Source organism: Acidovorax sp. SRI_002 (assembly GCF_057586455.1).
On the sequence record NZ_JBYCZW010000001.1, the window covers coordinates 350,967 to 369,086 of the forward strand.

General features: G+C 56.3%; 18 protein-coding genes and 2 pseudogenes. 8 read left to right on the top strand and 12 right to left on the bottom strand.

Translation table 11 applies throughout. The features are described 5' to 3' along the window. Window positions 1-69 precede the first annotated feature (69 nt). Window positions 70-452, bottom strand: a pseudogene (locus AC2YJX_RS01555) (IS3 family transposase); the annotation flags it as partial. A gap of 29 nt (window positions 453-481) precedes the next feature. Between AC2YJX_RS01555 and AC2YJX_RS01560 the strand changes: the two are divergent. Then, window positions 482-678, top strand: a pseudogene (locus AC2YJX_RS01560) (IS3 family transposase); the annotation flags it as partial. Window positions 679-728: 50 nt separating this feature from the next. On the opposite strand, the gene AC2YJX_RS01565 reads toward AC2YJX_RS01560, so the two are convergent. The 9 genes from AC2YJX_RS01565 to AC2YJX_RS01605 form a co-directional block, all read right to left on the bottom strand. After that, window positions 729-1,112: a hypothetical protein gene (locus tag AC2YJX_RS01565; protein WP_487255076.1), complete on the bottom strand. Its 384-nt coding sequence runs from the start codon at window positions 1,110-1,112 to the stop codon at window positions 729-731. 12 nt (window positions 1,113-1,124) lie between these two features. After that, window positions 1,125-1,421 (bottom strand): hypothetical protein, encoded by a 297-nt coding sequence (locus tag AC2YJX_RS01570; protein ID WP_487255077.1) that lies wholly within the window; start codon window positions 1,419-1,421, stop codon window positions 1,125-1,127. Window positions 1,422-1,540: 119 nt separating this feature from the next. Next, window positions 1,541-1,966 (bottom strand): hypothetical protein, encoded by a 426-nt coding sequence (locus AC2YJX_RS01575; protein ID WP_487255078.1) that lies wholly within the window; start codon window positions 1,964-1,966, stop codon window positions 1,541-1,543. 48 nt (window positions 1,967-2,014) lie between these two features. Beyond that, window positions 2,015-2,968: a hypothetical protein gene (locus AC2YJX_RS01580; RefSeq protein ID WP_487255079.1), complete on the bottom strand. Its 954-nt coding sequence runs from the start codon at window positions 2,966-2,968 to the stop codon at window positions 2,015-2,017. Window positions 2,969-3,463: 495 nt separating this feature from the next. After that, window positions 3,464-3,697, bottom strand: a complete 234-nt coding sequence (locus tag AC2YJX_RS01585) for a hypothetical protein (protein WP_487255080.1) — start codon at window positions 3,695-3,697, stop codon at window positions 3,464-3,466. A gap of 17 nt (window positions 3,698-3,714) precedes the next feature. Continuing rightward, window positions 3,715-3,918 (bottom strand): hypothetical protein, encoded by a 204-nt coding sequence (locus AC2YJX_RS01590; RefSeq protein WP_487255081.1) that lies wholly within the window; start codon window positions 3,916-3,918, stop codon window positions 3,715-3,717. Window positions 3,919-4,014: 96 nt separating this feature from the next. After that, window positions 4,015-4,407 carry a hypothetical protein gene (locus tag AC2YJX_RS01595; RefSeq protein WP_487255082.1) on the bottom strand — a complete coding sequence of 131 codons (393 nt, stop codon included), beginning with the start codon at window positions 4,405-4,407 and terminating at the stop codon, window positions 4,015-4,017. Between the two features lie 23 nt (window positions 4,408-4,430). Next, complete coding sequence (locus AC2YJX_RS01600; protein WP_487255083.1) at window positions 4,431-4,799, bottom strand: type II toxin-antitoxin system PemK/MazF family toxin; 369 nt, start codon at window positions 4,797-4,799, stop codon at window positions 4,431-4,433. Further along, window positions 4,799-5,065 (bottom strand): AbrB/MazE/SpoVT family DNA-binding domain-containing protein, encoded by a 267-nt coding sequence (locus AC2YJX_RS01605; protein WP_487255084.1) that lies wholly within the window; start codon window positions 5,063-5,065, stop codon window positions 4,799-4,801. Before AC2YJX_RS01605 ends, AC2YJX_RS01600 begins: the two co-directional genes overlap by 1 nt. Before the next feature lie 482 nt (window positions 5,066-5,547). Here AC2YJX_RS01605 and AC2YJX_RS01610 point away from each other — a divergent pair, with 482 nt between their 5' ends. From AC2YJX_RS01610 to AC2YJX_RS01630, 5 genes are all read left to right on the top strand, one after another. After that, the gene (locus AC2YJX_RS01610) at window positions 5,548-6,927 is read left to right on the top strand and encodes an alpha/beta hydrolase family protein (RefSeq protein ID WP_487255085.1); all 1,380 of its coding nucleotides are present in this window, start codon (window positions 5,548-5,550) and stop codon (window positions 6,925-6,927) included. Window positions 6,928-6,943: 16 nt separating this feature from the next. After that, window positions 6,944-8,365, top strand: a complete 1,422-nt coding sequence (locus tag AC2YJX_RS01615; RefSeq protein ID WP_487255086.1) for a hypothetical protein — start codon at window positions 6,944-6,946, stop codon at window positions 8,363-8,365. After that, the gene (locus AC2YJX_RS01620; RefSeq protein WP_487255087.1) at window positions 8,365-9,741 is read left to right on the top strand and encodes a CHAT domain-containing protein; all 1,377 of its coding nucleotides are present in this window, start codon (window positions 8,365-8,367) and stop codon (window positions 9,739-9,741) included. Before AC2YJX_RS01615 ends, AC2YJX_RS01620 begins: the two co-directional genes overlap by 1 nt. Before the next feature lie 15 nt (window positions 9,742-9,756). Continuing rightward, window positions 9,757-11,196, top strand: a complete 1,440-nt coding sequence (locus AC2YJX_RS01625) for a hypothetical protein (protein WP_487255088.1) — start codon at window positions 9,757-9,759, stop codon at window positions 11,194-11,196. Between the two features lie 128 nt (window positions 11,197-11,324). Beyond that, entirely contained in the window at window positions 11,325-12,128 is an 804-nt protein-coding gene (locus tag AC2YJX_RS01630; protein ID WP_487255089.1) for a DNA/RNA non-specific endonuclease, read from the top strand. A 120-nt stretch (window positions 12,129-12,248) separates the two neighbouring features. On the opposite strand, the gene AC2YJX_RS01635 is transcribed toward AC2YJX_RS01630, so the two are convergent. Then, window positions 12,249-12,626 carry an H-NS histone family protein gene (locus AC2YJX_RS01635; RefSeq protein ID WP_487255090.1) on the bottom strand — a complete coding sequence of 126 codons (378 nt, stop codon included), beginning with the start codon at window positions 12,624-12,626 and terminating at the stop codon, window positions 12,249-12,251. Window positions 12,627-12,980: 354 nt separating this feature from the next. Between AC2YJX_RS01635 and AC2YJX_RS01640 the strand changes: the two genes are divergently transcribed. Both AC2YJX_RS01640 and AC2YJX_RS01645 read left to right on the top strand, forming a co-directional pair. Continuing rightward, a complete protein-coding gene (locus AC2YJX_RS01640) occupies window positions 12,981-13,814 on the top strand; it encodes a Hachiman antiphage defense system protein HamA (RefSeq protein ID WP_487255091.1) in 834 nt (277 codons plus the stop codon). Between the two features lie 15 nt (window positions 13,815-13,829). Further along, window positions 13,830-16,808, top strand: a complete 2,979-nt coding sequence (locus AC2YJX_RS01645) for a DEAD/DEAH box helicase (protein ID WP_487255092.1) — start codon at window positions 13,830-13,832, stop codon at window positions 16,806-16,808. Window positions 16,809-17,092: 284 nt separating this feature from the next. Here AC2YJX_RS01645 and AC2YJX_RS01650 read toward each other — a convergent pair whose 3' ends face one another. Then, on the bottom strand, window positions 17,093-18,010 hold the full coding sequence (locus AC2YJX_RS01650) for a hypothetical protein (protein ID WP_487255093.1): 918 nt from the start codon (window positions 18,008-18,010) through the stop codon (window positions 17,093-17,095). Window positions 18,011-18,120: the final 110 nt, after the last annotated feature.

Genomic DNA, 18,120 nt, shown 5'->3' on the forward strand with positions numbered 1-18,120 from the left:
GATTCCGCAGAGGCTGTTTGGTTTAAGTCAGAGCACCACCTCGGTGCTCTGACTGGCAAGTTGCCGGGATTAGTTTGCCTCTGCCTCGGCTGGCGGTGTGTAGCCGAACGGTTCGAGCAGGCGGTGATGGTTAAACCACGATACCCATTCGAGCGTTGCGAACTCAACTACTTCCTCGGTTTTCCATGGAGCCCGGCGATGAATCAATTCGGCCTTGTACAGGCCATTGATGGTCTCGGCCAGGGGGTAGTCGTAACTGTCGCCCTTGCTGCCCACCGAAGGCTCGATGCCCGCATCGGCCAGCCGCTCGGTGTACCTGATGCTGACGTACTGCGAGCCTCTAACGGAGTGACAGTCCAAGCTGCCGTAGCGTCGCGTTCTGGCTGACGGGCATATAGGGCTTGTTCCAAGGCATCGAGCACGAAGTCTGTGTGCGTCGAACTGCTCACACGCTACCGCTCACTCAATGTCCCGTTAGGCCTGCTCTCCTGACAACGCTGCCTGTGAAGGCTTCTTCGGCCACTTCAAGAACGAGCTGTTCTATTCTCGGGACTGGAAGGGCAGTTCATTGAGGTGTCGACGATTACATACCTTGGTACAACGTGGAGCGGATCAAGATCTCCCTTGGCTCCCTCAGCCCTACTTGAATACCGGGTGAGCTTTGGACTTACGGCATAAAGCCAGTCCCAGTTTTTATCCTCCCTCCGCAGTCGAGAGCTTGGTACGCTCTAATTGAACAGCTTGGGGTTCAATCGGCGCATCCGATCCTCCTGTTGATTGCACAAATCCATCACGGTTGTTTGTGCATTTACGGAAAAGTCGCGATTGAACTCGCCGTTGGGGCGCAGCAGATCAGTTGCGATGTAGCCAGCTGGAAATGAACCCTCGCACACAATAGATATGTCTTGGTTGGCTTTCGGCTTGAGCTTGGATTTCACGTCTACAGCCCTCCAGTTCGCTGCCGGAACAGACTTCACAGGATTACGCACGGCCTTAGGGTCGTTGATCTCAACAAGCGCTTGCTTCGTGCTGTAACCTTGCGCTGCATGTGCGGAGCCAATGGTCAATACGGCCAGGGCGATAGTCACGTTAACGTTCAACTCGTATTTCATTGTTATCCGCGATTAATCGTGATCGTTGAGATGGTCAATCGCTGCGACGATATCGGCGCTCATGCCACTTGGAACAAAGCGAGCGTGTATCCGACGCACGAATTCCTCCTCCGCTTTTTTGGATATGATCACCAATTTCAACTCCAAGCCAAGAGCAGAGACGATCAGCTTTCCATTCGTTGCGCGCTCTGCTTCAAAGCCAGAAAACTCGCATTCGCTTTCAACTGCTTCAATAAGCGCAGCGACATTTGGCGCGTCGCGGGGATCAGCCGCGTCCAACCACTCATCGAAATCAAACGTTGTGCCCACACTTTCCTCCTTGTAATGCCTACCGGCACCTCGGTGTGCCGTGCCCGCATTGCGAAAACCGGCTCGCCAGGCTTCGCGGTTCAGTCGCCTTCCTGTATTCCGTCAAAATTTCCTTCAAGTCACAACTTTAGACACGCTTTGCAATACGGTGCCGTCTTGCGTGAGCAAGTGGACTTCACTCCCGTGCAGCCATCCTTCGGAATACCTAGTTTAAGTGTATGAGTTAGCTGGATATGTAAAAAATCAGACTCCGTGCTTGCAGGAATCACGGGATTCATCGGTGACGTCGTTTTTTTCGTCATGATTTCCTCTAAATTGGAGAGAATTTTGAACTCAAACCCATCAAGAGCCATGTCAAAACCAACGAACACATCGAAGTCGCAGTAAGACAACTCTATAGCGAACGACGGCACGAAAAGGTTCAAGTGCGTTGCCAGCTTCCGATCCAGGGCTTTTTCAGCATCAAAAGTTCGGAACAAGTCGGGCGAGACGATCAAGACTTGTAGCTTATTTTTCGCAGCACGAACCCCGCTCTTAATTTTCAATTGTCATTTGCTGTCCGCTCATTAGTAGTTTTTAACAATCTATATTTTTTAGTCTGGTACGTGTTTCGCCACAACTATTCTCGAAACGCTCGTGGCAGCTTTAGTGAAAGCCTCGCTATCAGCCGCAGCCGCAGAGTACCCCTTGCGAACTGGACCTGTGATCACCCAAATGTCACCCGCCAGATTCAGGGGCCTTACTTCTATCCCTAGCTCAACCGATTTTGACTTAATTTCCTTCAATTGCTTCTTGGAGTTAACTGTTATTAAAACTTTCCAAGATGAGTCATTGTCTATGACCCTTCGGGGAAACCCGATGGGTTCTAAGCCATGAAGCTCTCTTGAGTCATCATACATCTCCACCATTTTTGCAAAATTTGATTTTTCCAACTCTGATACGGAGATATCTTTTTGCCCCTTACCGCTAAACCTAATTACAGCAGTCTTAGCACCAGCAATTTTATCAAATGCCTTCATATCATCCTCGCTCATGAGCAGGTCAACCACTTCGAGAACTTTGGACGATACGACCTTGCGCGCAGGCTCTTCCTCTCTAGCAAGTTTTCTATCAATTACTTTTACATCGTCTGCAAGAATTTCTATTCTGTCAAAAAATATCCATTCTTCGCCGATATATGCATAAACAATTCTAAATATTAAGTCTGGGTCTGCTTGAGTTTCGGTGACATAAAAGTACGACGCAGATCGACCCTCAATCGGGGGCCTAGAGGTCCAGAAAGTGACGCCCTTAAATTTGTCGATTTCTACAGTGTTGCTTCGGTCGGTAATAGGACGGATGATGGCTCTTTTTTCATCAATCGTTAGCGTTCGTTTGGCGGGTGCGACTATCGTACTTGCCTCAGATGCTGAATAAGATTCAGATTTTTGACAGCCCCCCAGTGTTAATAGAGCAGCTATGAATAGTAAATGCCTCATTTTCCCTCGGTCTATTTTTGTAAAAATATCTTCCGCAAATACACTGCGTTTAAGTGTTTTTCTATGCAAATGCGGGTCATGGTCAGCATGTAGAGCTTTCTGGCTGGCCCCTGAGTGCTCTATTGATTTTTTTCCTTTGGCTTATCAGTCAATAGTCGTCAGCTAGCTGCTCAGGGCTGTGCGGGGCAAGTGCCCCACTTGGTCACCATGCGCCAGCCTTCAAAGTGCGCTCCCTGACTACCTGACTCTTTTTGCTTACAACCGAAGACCTTCCCATTAGCAAGTGATCCAGACACTTCAGTTGGAGTGTCGTTTATCGATTTTAGTTTGTGGCCAGAGTTCTTTTAATTGCGGATAAGCACGCTTGCAGTGACCCAATTTTTCACTCATAACTTAATCAGTTCTCCCTCAACCCGAGGTGAGTGTGGAACCAAAAACGATGCCAAGACATGTGAGAAAGCGGTTCATAGTTAATCAAAAATTCGGTGCAAACGCACTGCAAAGCCGAGGTAGGCTTTGCGCTGTGACCTTTTGGGCCGCGCGAAAAGAGCGCAGATTTCAGATCTACTTGATCGCAGCCAGCACACCAAGCTCGGTGACCAAGATTTCACCAACGGGCCTGTGTCCAATGAGCGCGCGCAAATTCTCTTCATTCGCGCTTCGAGCCCAAGTCTCGGAGATGTGAAGCACCGTAGTCGGGGTTCCATCGATTAGGAATGACCAGTACTCGGTTCCTGATGACACCTGATTGGGTGCGTACACATCCGTGAGTACGTTGCTCACAGCAACTTTATCCATGTGCTTCTCCTTTCCGATCAGTTGGCGGGTACGCCGTTGGGGTGCCGTTCACGCGCGCTTGCGGCCCAGAATTGGATGGCTTCATTGATATCGGCAACAGGACCGGGAAGTGTCATCAGGAGCTGATCCTTCAACGCCTTGGCACTCTGGCTCTGGAATTGCTGCGCTGCATTGACGGCTGCTCGCAGCATCTGGAAACTCCCTTCAGTCAAGGCGCTCATTGCTTCTTTCAGATCAAGTCCGCACAGTAGATGCGGAAATCCTCGGTGAGACGGGAGAACACGGTGAAGTTCATAGCCTTCACTTCGGTATGCGGATCAATTGAGGTGTTCGGCCCATTCCAGTAGGCGTTTGTGCGCGCTCCATCCGACTAGGGCAGCAATCTTTTCGTCGAGAGCATCGATTTCGGGTGACAGCGGAGAAACCTCACCGGTCGTCTTGCGCGTGCGTTGGAGTTCTCGAAGGAGCTTAGTTCGCTGAATTGCAAGCTCTTGGCTTTGCGTGTTGTCCATGGATCTGGTCTGTGCACGGACCTTCTTGGTGCACTCATCGCACGCCACGACGATAGGTTCAGTGGTCACATCATCGGGCAGCGGCTGTACCACCCTTACGCCAATGGTGCCACCGTCAATGTCGCCATTCAGATCATGGGTAACGTGCACGTCGTGCCCATTCGCGCATTGGCCAATCAAGATACTGGGTTTTGGCATGATGATCCTGTTTACTTTGTTGCTCAAACGCAGATGGAAATGATCCCGTTCAACTCTTCACATGCAGACTCGAAAACTACTGGTGGCACCTGTTTCCAAGGATGCGGGCGAGCGCCACGGTCGCGCCAAGCAAATGACTTCGGTTGATGCGCCAAAACATAACAGACCTTGCCCTTGGATGAGGTGAACTTCACCGCAAAGGGATTTGTTTCGTTGCTGGGCGCGTGCGTCATCGGCAAGCCAATAACAAGGTTTGTACGTTGGTTGAAGGCCTTGGTAGACACGACCAGCATGAGGTGCTCATCCTTCATCTCCGCACCAACTTGCGGATTGAAATCAATCCAGATTATGTCGCGACGGTCAGGCACCCACTGCTTGCTCGTGGCCACCATCAGAAAACTTCCGCTCCGGCACGGCCAGTGGCCATGACTTCGCCGCCGTGAATGGCCGGATCAAACGCTTTGAGCTTTTGGGCCAACGTCAACTTGGGCTTGCCAACAGTACGCAGAAAAACGCCGCCATCGACCACTTCAACCTTGATGAGTACGCCGCGCGTGAGCCTAGCCGCCTTGGCCACGGGGGCGGTGATACGCACCGCGAGGCCGTTACCCCACTCCTGTACCGTCTGGTCAACAGAAACAGTAACTGTCAATTGCATCACCTCTTTGCAATGTTTCAACCAGTTTATATCCACACAACTCTGGTTTCAACACGTATCAACAGCGATCAAACCTCATCGGTAAACATAACCTGCAGGGTGTCCTGATCGGCATCCACGTAGCGATATGAGCAATCGATGCTGGAGTGCCTCAGAAGCTGAGTCCACAGTCTCCATGTCGCTCGTGGTGGCCAGCACCTTGCTGGCGAATGTGTGGCGACCTGAGAGGCTTGAGCCGCCCTCAATGCCCGCACGCTGGTAGAGCTTGGTGACATGGGCCTGCAGAGAGTCGCATGCTCGGTAGGCTCTCCCATCGCCAGTATCCAGCACTCGACGCTTTGTGTTCTGCGACATGCCGTCACCCCGGCTGCTGTAAATCATTGGCTGATGGGGCGGCTGCAGTCTCGGACATATAGCCGTAGACGAACGGAAGCCTAACTAGTAAAGTAATTTCCTGTCGTGGTAAGTGTGGAGGTGAAATCATGCCAGCAACAATCGGCCCGTTTCGGCTCGATGGCGTGCAAATGCCAACTTGGCTGCTGCGCTTTGACAAGCATGGCGCGTGCACATCTCCGGCCACCTGCAAACTGTTGCTCGATCAAGTACGCGATGGGGCGTACAGCGACGTCATTGTTTTCTCGCACGGCTGGAATAATGACTTTGATGACGCAGCCGCCAGGTACACGCGTTTTTTGAATGAGTTCGAAACGCTGACGGCGGCACACCCCCTGCCACGTCCCGAAAAAGGCTATGCACCCATCTTCGTCGGTGTGGTGTGGCCGAGTATCTGGCTTTCGTTCGACAGCGGCCCGCAGATTGCAGCCGCTCCAGATGGCGCGAGGGAAGCCGTGACCGAAAGCCCCGTTGCACAGGCGCTGGCCGAAGGTGTTGCAGCTAGAGGCGGGGCGCAGGCTGCCGAGCGCTTGTACGCCTTGTTGGCCTTGCCACATCTCAACGACGAGCAAGCAAGCGAATTGGCGAAACTGGCCGCTCCGGCCTTCGGCACGCTCGCTGACGATGAAACAGGGGCTACGCGAGATACCAGCCCCGCCGATTTGCTCGCTATGTTGCGTGCGATGCAGCAAGCTGCGGCCAGTGCCGCAATCACGGGACGTGCGCCGCTCGACCAATGGGCTGATGATCCCCCTGCCGCAGTCGAGGGTGCAAATGAGCCGCAGCCAGCAGGTCTGCTCAATTCTCTCGACCCGCGAAATGCCTTGCGACTGTTCTCTGTCTACCAAATGAAGGACCGAGCTGGAGTCGTTGGTGCCCACGGCGTCGCTGCCTTGCTGCACGACCTGCTCGACGCTGCAGGTCCGGCGCGTGTGCATGCAGTAGGACACAGCTACGGCTGCAAGGTTATGCTGTCGGCTGTCTGTGCGCCACCTGCACCTGTGCGCTCTCTAGATTCACTGTTGCTGCTGCAACCGGCCATCTCGCACCTATGCTTTGCAGATGTCATCCCTCGCAACGGCAAGCCGGGGGGCTATCGAGTGGCACTCCAGCGTGTGAGGACTCCAATACTTTGCACCTACAGCAACAAGGATTTCGCGCTGCACCAGACCTTTCACCTTGCCTTGCGCCGCGACAGCGATTTGGGCGATCAAGACATTGGTATCGCCGCCGACACCAACACAACGGCAGGCAAGCCACCGAGCAACTTTGCAGCGCTCGGTGGCTATGGCCCGCGCCGCGCCAACCAAGAGCTGATTGACCCAATGCCAGGCGCTGGCGCCCAATATCCGGCCTTCAACGGCACCGCGGTGATCGGACTCGACGCCTCCAATGGCGTGATCGGCTCCCATGGTGACATTACGACCCCCGCCACCGCCTGGGCGCTCCACCGCCTTATGGCTCGCTGAAGCAGGTCGAGGAGGCATGGCCGAACAGATCGCCACTGAAAACGGCTTGTTGACATTGCGCGTGCGTGTTCAACCACGCGGTCGTGAAATTGCGGCACAGCTCCAGCTCGTCAGCTACATCGGTGGCAGCGCACACGAGCTTGAGGAGTGGTGGCTGGACAGCGCCACGCTTGACCTGCCCGCCCGGCTAGACGCCCAATGGACACCAGCTCGCACACTCCCGTTCGAGGTGAGCGGTGGACTGCGCGACGCCATTTGGCGACTTGGTCTGGCGTCTCACCTTCCCCTATGGCTGCACCTGGTTAAGCCCTACGGATTCCTGGGTGCATTCGACTGGGAAGCTGCGCTCGTGCCCGAACTTGGTCGTTCAATGTTACGCCTGCCAGATTTCCTTGAACGCCCTAGGGAAAGCCCCGACACTTTGAATGTCGCTCTGGTATGCAGCGCTCCCGTTTCGGAGTCGCCGCTCTATCCACCAATAGTGCTGCGAAACGTGGCCGCAGCCATATTCGCCGGCTCTCGCCGTCCGCGCACGACGATCCATGTCTTCGCCGATGACGAATACTACGAAAAACTGTGCAGCATTTTTGCCGACGAGCCACGCGTGGACGTGCACGATCCTCAGGAAGCTCAACGACATGGCGTGTCCCGCAGCACCAGCGGCGTCCTCGGCCTCGACGCAGCCGAAGTCCGCAGCCCATGGCTCAAGTGGCTGCGCGATTCGATGAAAGGCCGGAGTCTAGATGCGGTGCACTTTGTTTGCCACGGCTATGTCTCCAACCAACAGCCAGCGCTCGCGCTGGCGGAATCGCCCTTGTCCAACCGGGATCGCTTCGATGCTCGCTACGTCGGCGTCGGCGAGCTGGCGGCATTCCTGACGCAGGTAGGAGCATGGAGTGCCGTCTTCAGCAGCCCGCCAGACAATTATTCGGAGGCGGGCCTACGATTCCTGGCCGACTCTGTGGCCCAGGCGCGTCCGGGACCCGTGCTGCATCACATGCTCCGCCCGTCAGGGCTCGCCATCGAACTGCTAGAAATGTACGGCTTCCTCTATTCACCTGCGCCCTCCCAAGTTCCGACGCACGGCGATTGGTTCGCTTACTGCCAACCGTCACTGGTTGCCGACTTGGCTATGGTCAACTACGTGCGCACAAGGCGCCACGAGCTGGGGGTAAAAATCAATGCCAAACTGATTGAGAGCCTGCCGCAAGTTCCGATGAAGCGCATCAGACAACCTGCAGAGGAGGCAGAGCCCATGCACGCTGATGCGCCGAACTGGGTATCTGCAGCACAACGCTATGTCGAGCAGCAAACCCTGCAATTGCAGCGCGGAGTGCGTGAAAACAGCGAGAGTGATGGGCGTGTCGCCGAAGAAGTGGAGCGCACCCTGGATAAATTACAGGAGATAGTCGGTAACTTGGATCAAGGTGCGCTCTGATGATGCGCTCAGTACTGGTGATTGGGGAGCGCGATGGTCAGCTCGCAGCCAGCGTAGAGAATGCAGATCCTCCACTGCCGGAGAACTACGACGAGCGCATTGCATTCGGCTATACCAGTGGGGACTTGCCCTCTCCCGATGACGTTTCGCAGTATGGCGCAACCCTGCTGCAGGGCTTGCGACAGCACCCAGCCGTGGCGGCAGTTCTTGAGCGTGCGTTCGCTAGCGCCAGCGCAACGCCTCACGCACTGGCGCTCATTTTGCGCGCGGAGGATGGCCGACGGGTGCGCTGGGAAGCGCTGAGTGACGCTCACGGAAAATTCGTCGCGCTCGATGGTCGCTGCCCCATCAGCCGCGTTACAAGGCGACTGAGCAGCACGCCCCACGCGGCCCAGGCATTCGAGCCCCCGTTGCGTGTCCTGGCCTATGTATCCGGCGTCGGGCTGGACATGCGGGCCGAATGGGATGCGCTCGTGAGCGCGCTTGATCAAGCTCACAAGGACGGCCTTGCAATTAAGGCCACCATCCACATAGGACTGCCCTCTTTGCGCGATGAAGCCATCGCCGAATGCGCCGCCGGCATGCACCCTGCTATCGATATAGCTGCGATGCCACAGGCAGCATTCGAACTTGAGCAGCAGATCCAACGTGCAAGACCTCACGTGCTGCATTTCTTCTGTCATGGACGCGGTGGTATGGGCGCCTCCTTCTTGGAACTCGCTACGGCGAAGGAGCATCAGCTAGGCCTGCCAGGCAGCGTAGTGCTTTCCACCGAAACGCTAGCCGGCCTGGAAGCACTTCGCGAAACTTGGCTCGTGGTGCTTAATTGCTGCGAGGGCGCGCAAGGGGACGTTGAGGTCGAGTCGATGGCCGAAGAGCTAGTGCGTCAGTCTGGCACCCGGGCCATCGGTATGCTCGAACAGGTGACTTCCGGCGAAGCCAGCCGCTTCAGTGCCGCCCTGTACCCGGAACTTTTTGCGTTGTTCGGAAAGGTGCTGAGCATGAAGCCCGGCGACCATCCTTTGTATGTGGATCTGGCGCCCGTATTGACCGTACCGCGGCGTGCCCTGAGCGACGTTGCCCCTCCTGCCCTCCGTCCACGTTGGACACTTCCAGTCCTGTACCAAGATCTTCAACTGCTGGAGGTGGTTCGAGCTGCTACCAATACGGACGGAAATGGAGCCGCAGTGATAACCGCCGAAGACTGGCGTCTCCTGCGTGCTAAGACCGAGACTGTTGCCGGGCTGCTTGCCGCGCTGCCGCCTGACACGCCCGAGGCGGCCCGCATCCAGATACTGGCCTTGCTCGAGCATCCGCCGGTGGTGCCTGCAGCGTTGCGGCCCGACCGCTGGGGCCGCTTCGGCCAGGGCCTCTGAAAAGAGGGGGGCTCAATGGCAACAGCTACAGAAACCCCGTTCAGTATTGGTTCCAAACTGCAGCTGAACGCATGGACCGGCCAAACTAGCCCGACCGCCACGATTGCATCGGGGAATATCGCCGCATGGTCATTGCAGCGCCAGAGTGGAGGCGGCGGGCTGGACATGAGGACCGCCGCCCCCGAAGAGGTCAAACCGTGGAGTTGGCGGCATCCGCAGGTCGGCTGGGGTCTAGTGCTGGCCGATGAACCAAAAGTACCACCCACCGAGCGAGGCAAAGCAGTGGATGCACCAGCGGCTATCCAACGGCTTTTGCAGTCGCGCCCTGGCTCACCTGTGTTGCGCTGGAGTGCCACCGATGGGAATGAGGTATTGCTGCGCTACGACGACGACGGTCGCGTCAGGAAGTGTTCACTCGCCAGCGCCTACGGTATCGGCCGAGACCAAATTCCGCGCTTCCTGCTCATCGCCGCCTCACCCGAGAAAGTTCCATGGGCGTTCCAGTACGCAGCCAACATGGGTCACTACGTCGGTCGCTTGCACGGCTCCGAAGTCGGTCTTGACCGCTATGTGAACGCGCTTCTGGCCGATTGGGCGGACAGCGCACGCGATATACGGGCGCCCCTTGTATGGAGCGTTGATTCAGGTGACGATATCACATGGTTAATGGACCAAGCAATCTCACGTCAGCTGTTCGAAGCGTATACCAATGATGGCGAATTTACGCGCCGCTTCGGGCTGTTCGGCGCCGAAGCGACAGCATCTCGGCTTGTGACTGAGCTGTCGCAGAGGAAGCCCGCTGTCGTCGTTACAACAAGCCACGGCATGACCGGGCCACTCCACGACAAGACGAAGACACTCGCGCAACTCGGCGTGCCTGTGGACCAGGCGCATAAGCTGATCGATCTGGACGCGCTTGAAGCAGCGTGGGAGCCTGACGGCGCAGTCTGGTACTCACACGCCTGCTGCGCGGCCGGCAGCGACACCCAGTCCCAATATGCAGGACTATTCGACCCGACCGGCGATGTCATGCGTACTCTCGACGGTGTGGCTGCTACTTGCGGCACATGCATTGCCCCGCTTCCGCAGCGCCTGCTCAGTCATGCGAAGCCGCTCGCTGCCTTCATCGGCCACGTTGAACCGACTTTCAACTGGACGCTGCGCGATCCCCGCACCGGCCAACCGCTAGCGCATTCAATCCCGCACGCCTTGTACTACGGCCTCTTCGTCGGAGGCGGCGGTCGGCCCGTGGGCTGGGCGCTCTCGCACATATTCAATGAGGCGGGCACATTTCTCGCTCTATGGGGGCAGGCCGTACGCAATTTCAACAAGGGATTGCCTGGTGCGATAGAGTCAGCGCTTATCAACCAGTTGATCGCGCTCGATCGGCAACACACGGTCTTGCTGGGCTGCCCTACTGTAGCGCTTCCGCAATTGGCGCCCTCGAATCTTTAAATTTCCAAGCATATCGTAACCTCTAACCAACAAGGTAAATCCTGCGGGATTCGAGTATTCGGGCAGAGACTCAAAGGAAAACGGTGCTCCAATCGGAGCCCCTCTATGTTCCATCGATCGTCCTTTCTGTGAATCGTTTGTTCTCATGGCCTGGCCGTGTGCGCCTGGCAGCAGTGCTGGCCCTGTCGCTTGCTGGTGTTGCACTCCCCGATCTTTCCGGGGCTCGCTCTCCGCATTTCTACAGAGCGACCCAACTCACACCCGAGCCCACGTCCTTTGCACAGTGCCCACAGTTTTTCGCAAACAGCACACCACCAGCAATCAAACCCCAACCGCAGTTGCGCGAGCTTTGTTATGAAGCCTTTGCCGTACTTCACTCAGGCACCACCAAAACGCCGGTGTTTGTGGCTCAGCGGTTGAACCGAAAGCTCATAGAGGATGCCGATGAGAAGCGGGCCAAGCGGTTTTTTGCGGATGCGCGCTTGCCAAGCAATGAGCGGGCGGAACTGGAGGATTACAAGAACTCAGGATACAGCCGTGGGCATATGGCCCCGGCAGGAGATATGCCGACGCCTACGGCGATGGCGCAAAGTTTCAGTCTAGCCAATATGGTTCCGCAGAACATCCAGCACAACGGTGAGGCATGGAACAAGATAGAGCAGGACACCCGGCGCTATGTGCTACGGGCTAAGGGGGATGTATTTGTGATCACCGGGCCCGTGTTTACGGACGGTGGTCCGCGCATAGGCACCAATGGGGTCAAGGTACCCGCCTATTTGTACAAGCTGGTCTATGACGCCACGGACAAACGGGCTTGGGCGCACTGGCAGGAGAACCGTGATGGGGAGACGGTGAGTCGGCCGATCAGCTATCAGGAACTGGTGAAGAGAACGGGGGTGGAGTTTTTGCCGAAAAGTGCACCGCCGCCTTGAAGCCTGCACACGCCAGGATCCCATTGCACTCGCAACCAGGGTACATCAGTTTACTGCTCCAACATGATGTCGGAGCCTTGCAGTCTGGACTCCTTGAGCGGGATGGCTTCGCTCTGCGCCTCAGGTGCGCTGCTTTGAAGATGCGGCGGCGGCCATTTCCGCCAGAAAAGGGCCCTCGTGAGAAGTCCGACTATCTATCAGGAAGTCCTCACGGTTCTTTCCTGCGATCCAGACAGGAGGCTTTCCTCGACCTGTCCAAGTCGCACCACTTTTTTCGTCGCGGTACTTCGGAATGACTTTTTTGACAGCAGGCCTCCAGGGAAAGACTTGCTGCGCAGTGAAGCCAAACTCTGCCACAAGCTCGTGCACTTTCTTCAACGCTTCTTTTGACTCCTCTTTTCTGGCCTGTGCAATCGCAGCATCCAGCTGCATACGTTGCGCTAAAAGAGCATTGAGTGTTTTTGTCATTGCAATAGGGTCTACACGGAACAGCCGCATTTGACGAGATTATCCGGGCGAGTTTCATGCCGGCAAGGGAACTGCGAAACAGGCAGGCTGAGGATCGAGGCCTGCTACTGACCAGACTTCGAATCGGAGGTCGGAGAGAGGCTGTGAGCAGTCGGTCGCGCCTCCGATACTGAGCGACCGCTGCACGGAAGATCGGACAGCCGAGGTCTGCCGCAGCCGACCTCAGAACTCAAGATCTGACACAACCAGCGTGGTCACTTGATGTCACACACAGGAACCGGTCAACTGCCTCCCCAATCAGCCATCAGGCAAACTCGCTCCTTATGCACTTAACTGGCTTCGAGCAGGCAATGAGCGCCCCATCAAATAACGGAGACCTGAAGAATGAGTGATGACCTTGGGCTTTCCTTTCAGGCCACAGCAGGCTGGTTTTCTGCTGAGCAGAAGGCCTCGTACCGTTTCATCAGCGTGACGCCTGCGCAGGCCACCGCGCTCCCCACTGCCCTTGGGATGGCCATTCGAAGGTGCTACATCTCAGACGAGAAGGTCAGCACTCAGGCGATCAAATATCCCCCGGCGACGAAGGTCATAGCAGCCGCTCTGCCAGACCCTGGGTCCGTGATGTCGGGCGAGTTCGGAGAAATCTTGACATACTTCTATCAAGGGTCAACGGCCCTGCCCACGGCTGCCGTGGGACTTAGAAGGTGGCATCTCAAGCAGGACCGCAACAAGGCTGCACCATACTCCGACGTCGTTCACTTGGTGCTGCCACATTGGCCAAACCCGTCTGCACACGACGCGGTGCTCTGCTCAGAGGTGAAGGCAAAGTCGACCAAGGGTAAGTTCGAGCCTATCAAGAAAGCCATTGAAGGATGCGACACCGATCGGATAAGTCGGCTTGCAGGAACTCTCTCTTGGCTTCGCGAGCGCGCGATAACCGGCGCGACGGAGGGCGCCTCTGTTGAGCAACTGACTCGGTTCATCGAGCCAGCCGGGCTCCCAACGGTGATCAAGAAATTTCAAGCTGTCGCCGTCGTATGTGACTCCCTGGTGACCGAAGAGATCGCAAAGGCCCCTGCTACGTCCTCACCAGACTATGAGGTGGTGGTCATTTCAGTCCCGAAGCTGAAAAACACGTACGAGGCAGCGTACTCAACCGCAATGAATGCAGTACCACTGGCTCCGGTCGCAGCCGCTCCTGCAAAGACTGCCAAGTAGCCTGGAATCTTCGATATGAACCAACACCTCCTCCGATGGATTGGTGATGCGGACGCAGTTAGGCACATCGAACGCTTCAAGGTGGACCAAAACACCGTCAGGCAAGCCGAAGTCCGGGCACGAACTGATGACTACTACATCGCACTTGTGGGCGAGTTGTTCACCAGAATGCGCACCAGATCAGAAGACGCTGACGGCTGGTCGAGGCTGGGTAACGCGCTTGCATTGATCGCAGCACCTGGGCAAGAGCAAGAGCTCAAGCGCATCGGCATCTCGCAGCCGGAAGCGACTCTGTTTGCAGCAACGGCGTTTTACTGCGGTGGGTTCCCAGCCTCAGCAAACATAACCATAAAAAGCCGTCGTGGCGGTTCCGCCGAGTCAGAAAGCTACCTAGCCTGCACAGACCTACTCGAGCGACCCACTGCTATGAGGTCGCAGTTAGGCCGATACCTGCTTGATGCTCTGGAAAGAGGGGCGCTCCAGCAGATCGAGGACATCCGCTTGGACACGGAGCGGGATGCGGCGAGGAAGTTGGACGTAAGCGCGACCGAATGGATCCCGGCAAGGCTGCTGGAGAACCTGGTGAGGCGCTTCGCAAGTACGAATGTCCGAGCCGTGTTGCCCTACGGGGACAATCCATTCTGGACTCCTTTCGTTCAATCGCTAGTGCGGCGACGCGCACCAATATGGGACTTCTTCCCTTCGCAAATCGAGGCGATCAAGCGCGGCCTGATTGAGTCCGACCAGCCTTTCTCGCTTCAGATGCCAACCAGCGCTGGGAAGACCGCGCTGATGGAGACGCTTCTCTACTGGCACGCTGGAAAGACACAAACGGATATCGCAATCCTGCTGGTGCCGTATCGGTCGTTGGCTTCAGAGTTGAAAGGCAGTCTGGTCCGGCATCTCAACGACCTCAGAATCCCGGCGAAATGTATCTACGGTGGCACCGTTCCGACGGGCGATGAGGTTCACGACCTTGCTGCGACACGGGTGATCATCGCTACCCCGGAGGCACTGTCTGGCCTTCTGAATGCTGGCGAGCTCGTTCCGAGAATTTCCCTCGTCATCTGCGACGAGGGACACCTCCTCGACGGCGAGGGACGTGGCGTTGGTCTGGAGATGCTGCTCGCCCGACTGAAAGCGAGGCTGAGCGGCCCTCCCCGTTTCGTCTTCATTTCCGCCATTGTGCCCAACATTGAGGAGATCAATTCCTGGCTAGGGGGAGACGACAGTGGCGTTGTTAGGAGTTCATACCGTCCAGCAATTGCCGAGTACTCCGTTCTCCGCCCTCGGGGCGACGGAGTGAAACGGCAGATTGATTTGGAGATGCACCCTCAGCTAGCGGATGACGCCAGCTATCGTATGGCGAATTTTCTCGGCAGATCCGTGTTCCAGTACAAGAACGAAGACACGGGAAGGTTGAAGACATATAGCTTTGGGTCCAACAAGGTCCTGGCAGTCGCAGCAGCGCGGAAGGCGCTGGAAATCGGGGCGGTGGCTCTCTTTGCGGGAAACAAGCGGGGGGACCGCGGCGCAATCGGCATGGCTGAAGAACTGAGCAAACAGCTTGCTCTGCCGCTTGATCTACCGTCTCCTCAAACCTTTGCTGACCAGGCGGCCTTGGCACCAGTCGTCGAGTATCTAGCGGCAGAGTACGGGCGCGATTGGGTGGGCACGAAAGCCGCTTCGTCGGGAGCCGTTTTGCACCACGGCGACATACCTCAGGAAACCCGGGAAGTTCTCGAAAACCTGTTACGCCAAGAGGTGGTGAGGTTTGTGATATGTACGAGCACCCTAGCCGAGGGTGTAAACCTTCCGATACGTACCTTGGTTCTGTACTCCGTCCAGCGCAACGAAGGTCAGACGCTGGTAAGCCTGAAAGCGCGCGACATCAAGAACCTTGTGGGGCGGGCGGGCCGTGCGGGTGCAACGACAAAGGGTTTGGTGATTTGTGTGGATGAAAACCAGTGGCATCTTGTAGAGCGGGTAGCTCTTGAGACTGCTAGCGAACCCGTTCACGGAGCATTACTGAAGCTCGTCACAGAGCTTGGAAACAGGCTGGCTCTAGAAGGAAGGACGCTAACGAACGACGCCCTTGAGAAAACACCGGACCTGTTCGAGTTGATTGACGGCATAGACTCGACCCTTATCGACCTGGCCGCTGTGGAGATTGGCGAAACAGCGCTGATTGATGCGGCACTTCTTGTCGTGGATCAGACGTTAGCAGCGCAGCGTGCAGACGCATCCACGAAGATGTTGTTGCGCAGCGTTTTCGAGCTGCGCGCTCGCCGCATCGCAGGCTTTAGGAATGCTGGCCGCCTGGAATGGATACGTTCCTCAGGAGCACGCCCTCGCCTTATCGACACAGTGGAGTCCAACCTACTTACCGCCAGCGTGAGCTGGGCGACGATTACGGACCCCGTTGATCTAAACGTCGTCGCTGCGCTCTTCAATTGGGCTTGGAGCCAGCCAGAGTTTCAGGCGGATGTTCGTAGTGCATTCAGGCTCGATCCGGGTGTCGATGCTTTGCCGTCCGGACGACAGCTCTATGCAGTTGTCCAGGCGTGGCTCCAAGGCAAGCGCTTTGTCGAGGTAGCGGCGTCCATGGCCATTGAAATCAACGAGCTGCTGGGTATCTACACCGCTGCAATTGCCTATTCGCTGCAGACCCTTGTTGAGCAGGGCGTAGCGCTTCTAGAGAAGTTGCTTGAGTCGAGAGGGGTCGAACTGTCTCCAGCGGTTCTTGCCTTACCTGAGCATCTTCGCTACGGAGTGCCGACTGCTGCTGCCAGGACCCTGAGTGCAAGCGGGGTGCGCCACAGATGGGCTGCCGTTTCCCTGGGACAGGTGGCAACCGTCAATCAAGTGGATGGGGGCGATCGTTCGGCCGTACTGAATTTTGCACGAGCGTCGTTGCGCGAGCACTCAGACTCTTGGCGTACTCAATTGGGTAACCTGATCTTCGACAACACAGTAATCGATCTTGGCGCGTGAGCTTCCTGTCAAGCAGACAACTGATTTGCAAAGTCTGCGGCGGTGGTGGGAATCAAGCGCGGCATGAATTCATAGAGCCAACTTTCGTGGGTCACGCGCTTGCAAGATCCACCGACTGCTTCACTGCGCTCCGCGTGAGTTCCGATTGCTGCGGCGACCGGCGGCAATCGCCGCAGAAGCGACTTCCGGGATAGCCGTTAAAGGCTGGCAGTGGTCATTTCGGCTGATGGTCCCAGAGACTGCTGTACTGTCGACCTGACGTTCACCGAGCTCGCGGCAAAGTGCTAGCTGAGCTCTCTGAAAATTTCCATCCGATCAACTTGGCCTGCCTGGTAGTTACCAGCGAACTTGTCAAAAGCGGCGAGCCTGACCGCGACGTTCCCAACACCCTTCATCTGTTCGTCAGTAGCAGCGACCCAAGTGCGGTTCAGTCGTTGAAGCAACGATAAGGAGATCAACGCCGAATTCAGTGTGTACTGAGTCATCTGCTGGATGGTGTCCTCATACTCCGACGCTATCTCAGCGATGAGTTCCCGGTCGCGATTTGCACTGAAAACGAGCGATCCACGCTCCTCATCAAGGAAGCAAAGAACCGATGGTGCTGCTGGATGAACTAGCTCACACAGCGTTCCGTAGAGTTCGTGCACACGCGGGACGCCGAACTTCGTGAGTTGCTCGTTGTAGGTCCCGCTACTCTTTTTCTTGTGTTCCGGAGGATCATTCAGAGCTGTTTTACCTCGGGCGTATGCGTAGTGAATCAACGCATCTTCAAGTGGACCGAAGTTTACAAAGTCTGGCCCCAGGTCGGCGGGATGCTCAAGAGCCAAGAAGGCATATCGCATCGACTTGGTGAGCGTATTCGGAAGGTACTGTAAGACGTCGAATGCGTCCGCCGCCGATTCGAGGTGACCTCGCAGGCCGCTTGCAAACCCGAGCAAGCTATCTTCGCGCATGGCGATGGAGGCTGCAGTCAGCCATTGCGATGCTCTGGCAAGATATGTCATGCAAGTCAGATGGCTTCTCTCGAGAATCCCCCACAAATACACTGATCGCACGTCATAGAGACACTCGATATGTGTATTAGTGCCAAAGCCCGCAACATTCGGCTTAAGGAATAGGGCCTGATAGGTCGTACCGTTGGCTGCGGCAATTAGAGGATTAACTAACGGCAGGTAGACATTTGTAAGCTCGTCGATTTTCATACACCGCCAATTTGAGTTCTCGCTGCAGTTTCCCAGTTTTCGAACTACGCGTCATCCCCGATTCGACCATAAGCCCGCCGCCAAGCATAAATGCCCGGACAGTCACGGAA

Coding starts and splice junctions, on each gene's coding strand:
- AC2YJX_RS01565 (WP_487255076.1), bottom strand. CDS start 1,112: ATGAAATACGAGTTGAACGTTAACGTGACTATCGCCCTGGCCGTATTG.
- AC2YJX_RS01585 (WP_487255080.1), bottom strand. CDS start 3,697: ATGGATAAAGTTGCTGTGAGCAACGTACTCACGGATGTGTACGCACCC.
- AC2YJX_RS01590 (WP_487255081.1), bottom strand. CDS start 3,918: ATGAGCGCCTTGACTGAAGGGAGTTTCCAGATGCTGCGAGCAGCCGTC.
- AC2YJX_RS01595 (WP_487255082.1), bottom strand. CDS start 4,407: ATGCCAAAACCCAGTATCTTGATTGGCCAATGCGCGAATGGGCACGAC.
- AC2YJX_RS01600 (WP_487255083.1), bottom strand. CDS start 4,799: ATGGTGGCCACGAGCAAGCAGTGGGTGCCTGACCGTCGCGACATAATC.
- AC2YJX_RS01605 (WP_487255084.1), bottom strand. CDS start 5,065: ATGCAATTGACAGTTACTGTTTCTGTTGACCAGACGGTACAGGAGTGG.
- AC2YJX_RS01610 (WP_487255085.1), top strand. CDS start 5,548: ATGCCAGCAACAATCGGCCCGTTTCGGCTCGATGGCGTGCAAATGCCA.
- AC2YJX_RS01615 (WP_487255086.1), top strand. CDS start 6,944: ATGGCCGAACAGATCGCCACTGAAAACGGCTTGTTGACATTGCGCGTG.
- AC2YJX_RS01620 (WP_487255087.1), top strand. CDS start 8,365: ATGATGCGCTCAGTACTGGTGATTGGGGAGCGCGATGGTCAGCTCGCA.
- AC2YJX_RS01625 (WP_487255088.1), top strand. CDS start 9,757: ATGGCAACAGCTACAGAAACCCCGTTCAGTATTGGTTCCAAACTGCAG.
- AC2YJX_RS01635 (WP_487255090.1), bottom strand. CDS start 12,626: ATGCGGCTGTTCCGTGTAGACCCTATTGCAATGACAAAAACACTCAAT.
- AC2YJX_RS01640 (WP_487255091.1), top strand. CDS start 12,981: ATGAGTGATGACCTTGGGCTTTCCTTTCAGGCCACAGCAGGCTGGTTT.
- AC2YJX_RS01645 (WP_487255092.1), top strand. CDS start 13,830: ATGAACCAACACCTCCTCCGATGGATTGGTGATGCGGACGCAGTTAGG.
- AC2YJX_RS01650 (WP_487255093.1), bottom strand. CDS start 18,010: ATGAAAATCGACGAGCTTACAAATGTCTACCTGCCGTTAGTTAATCCT.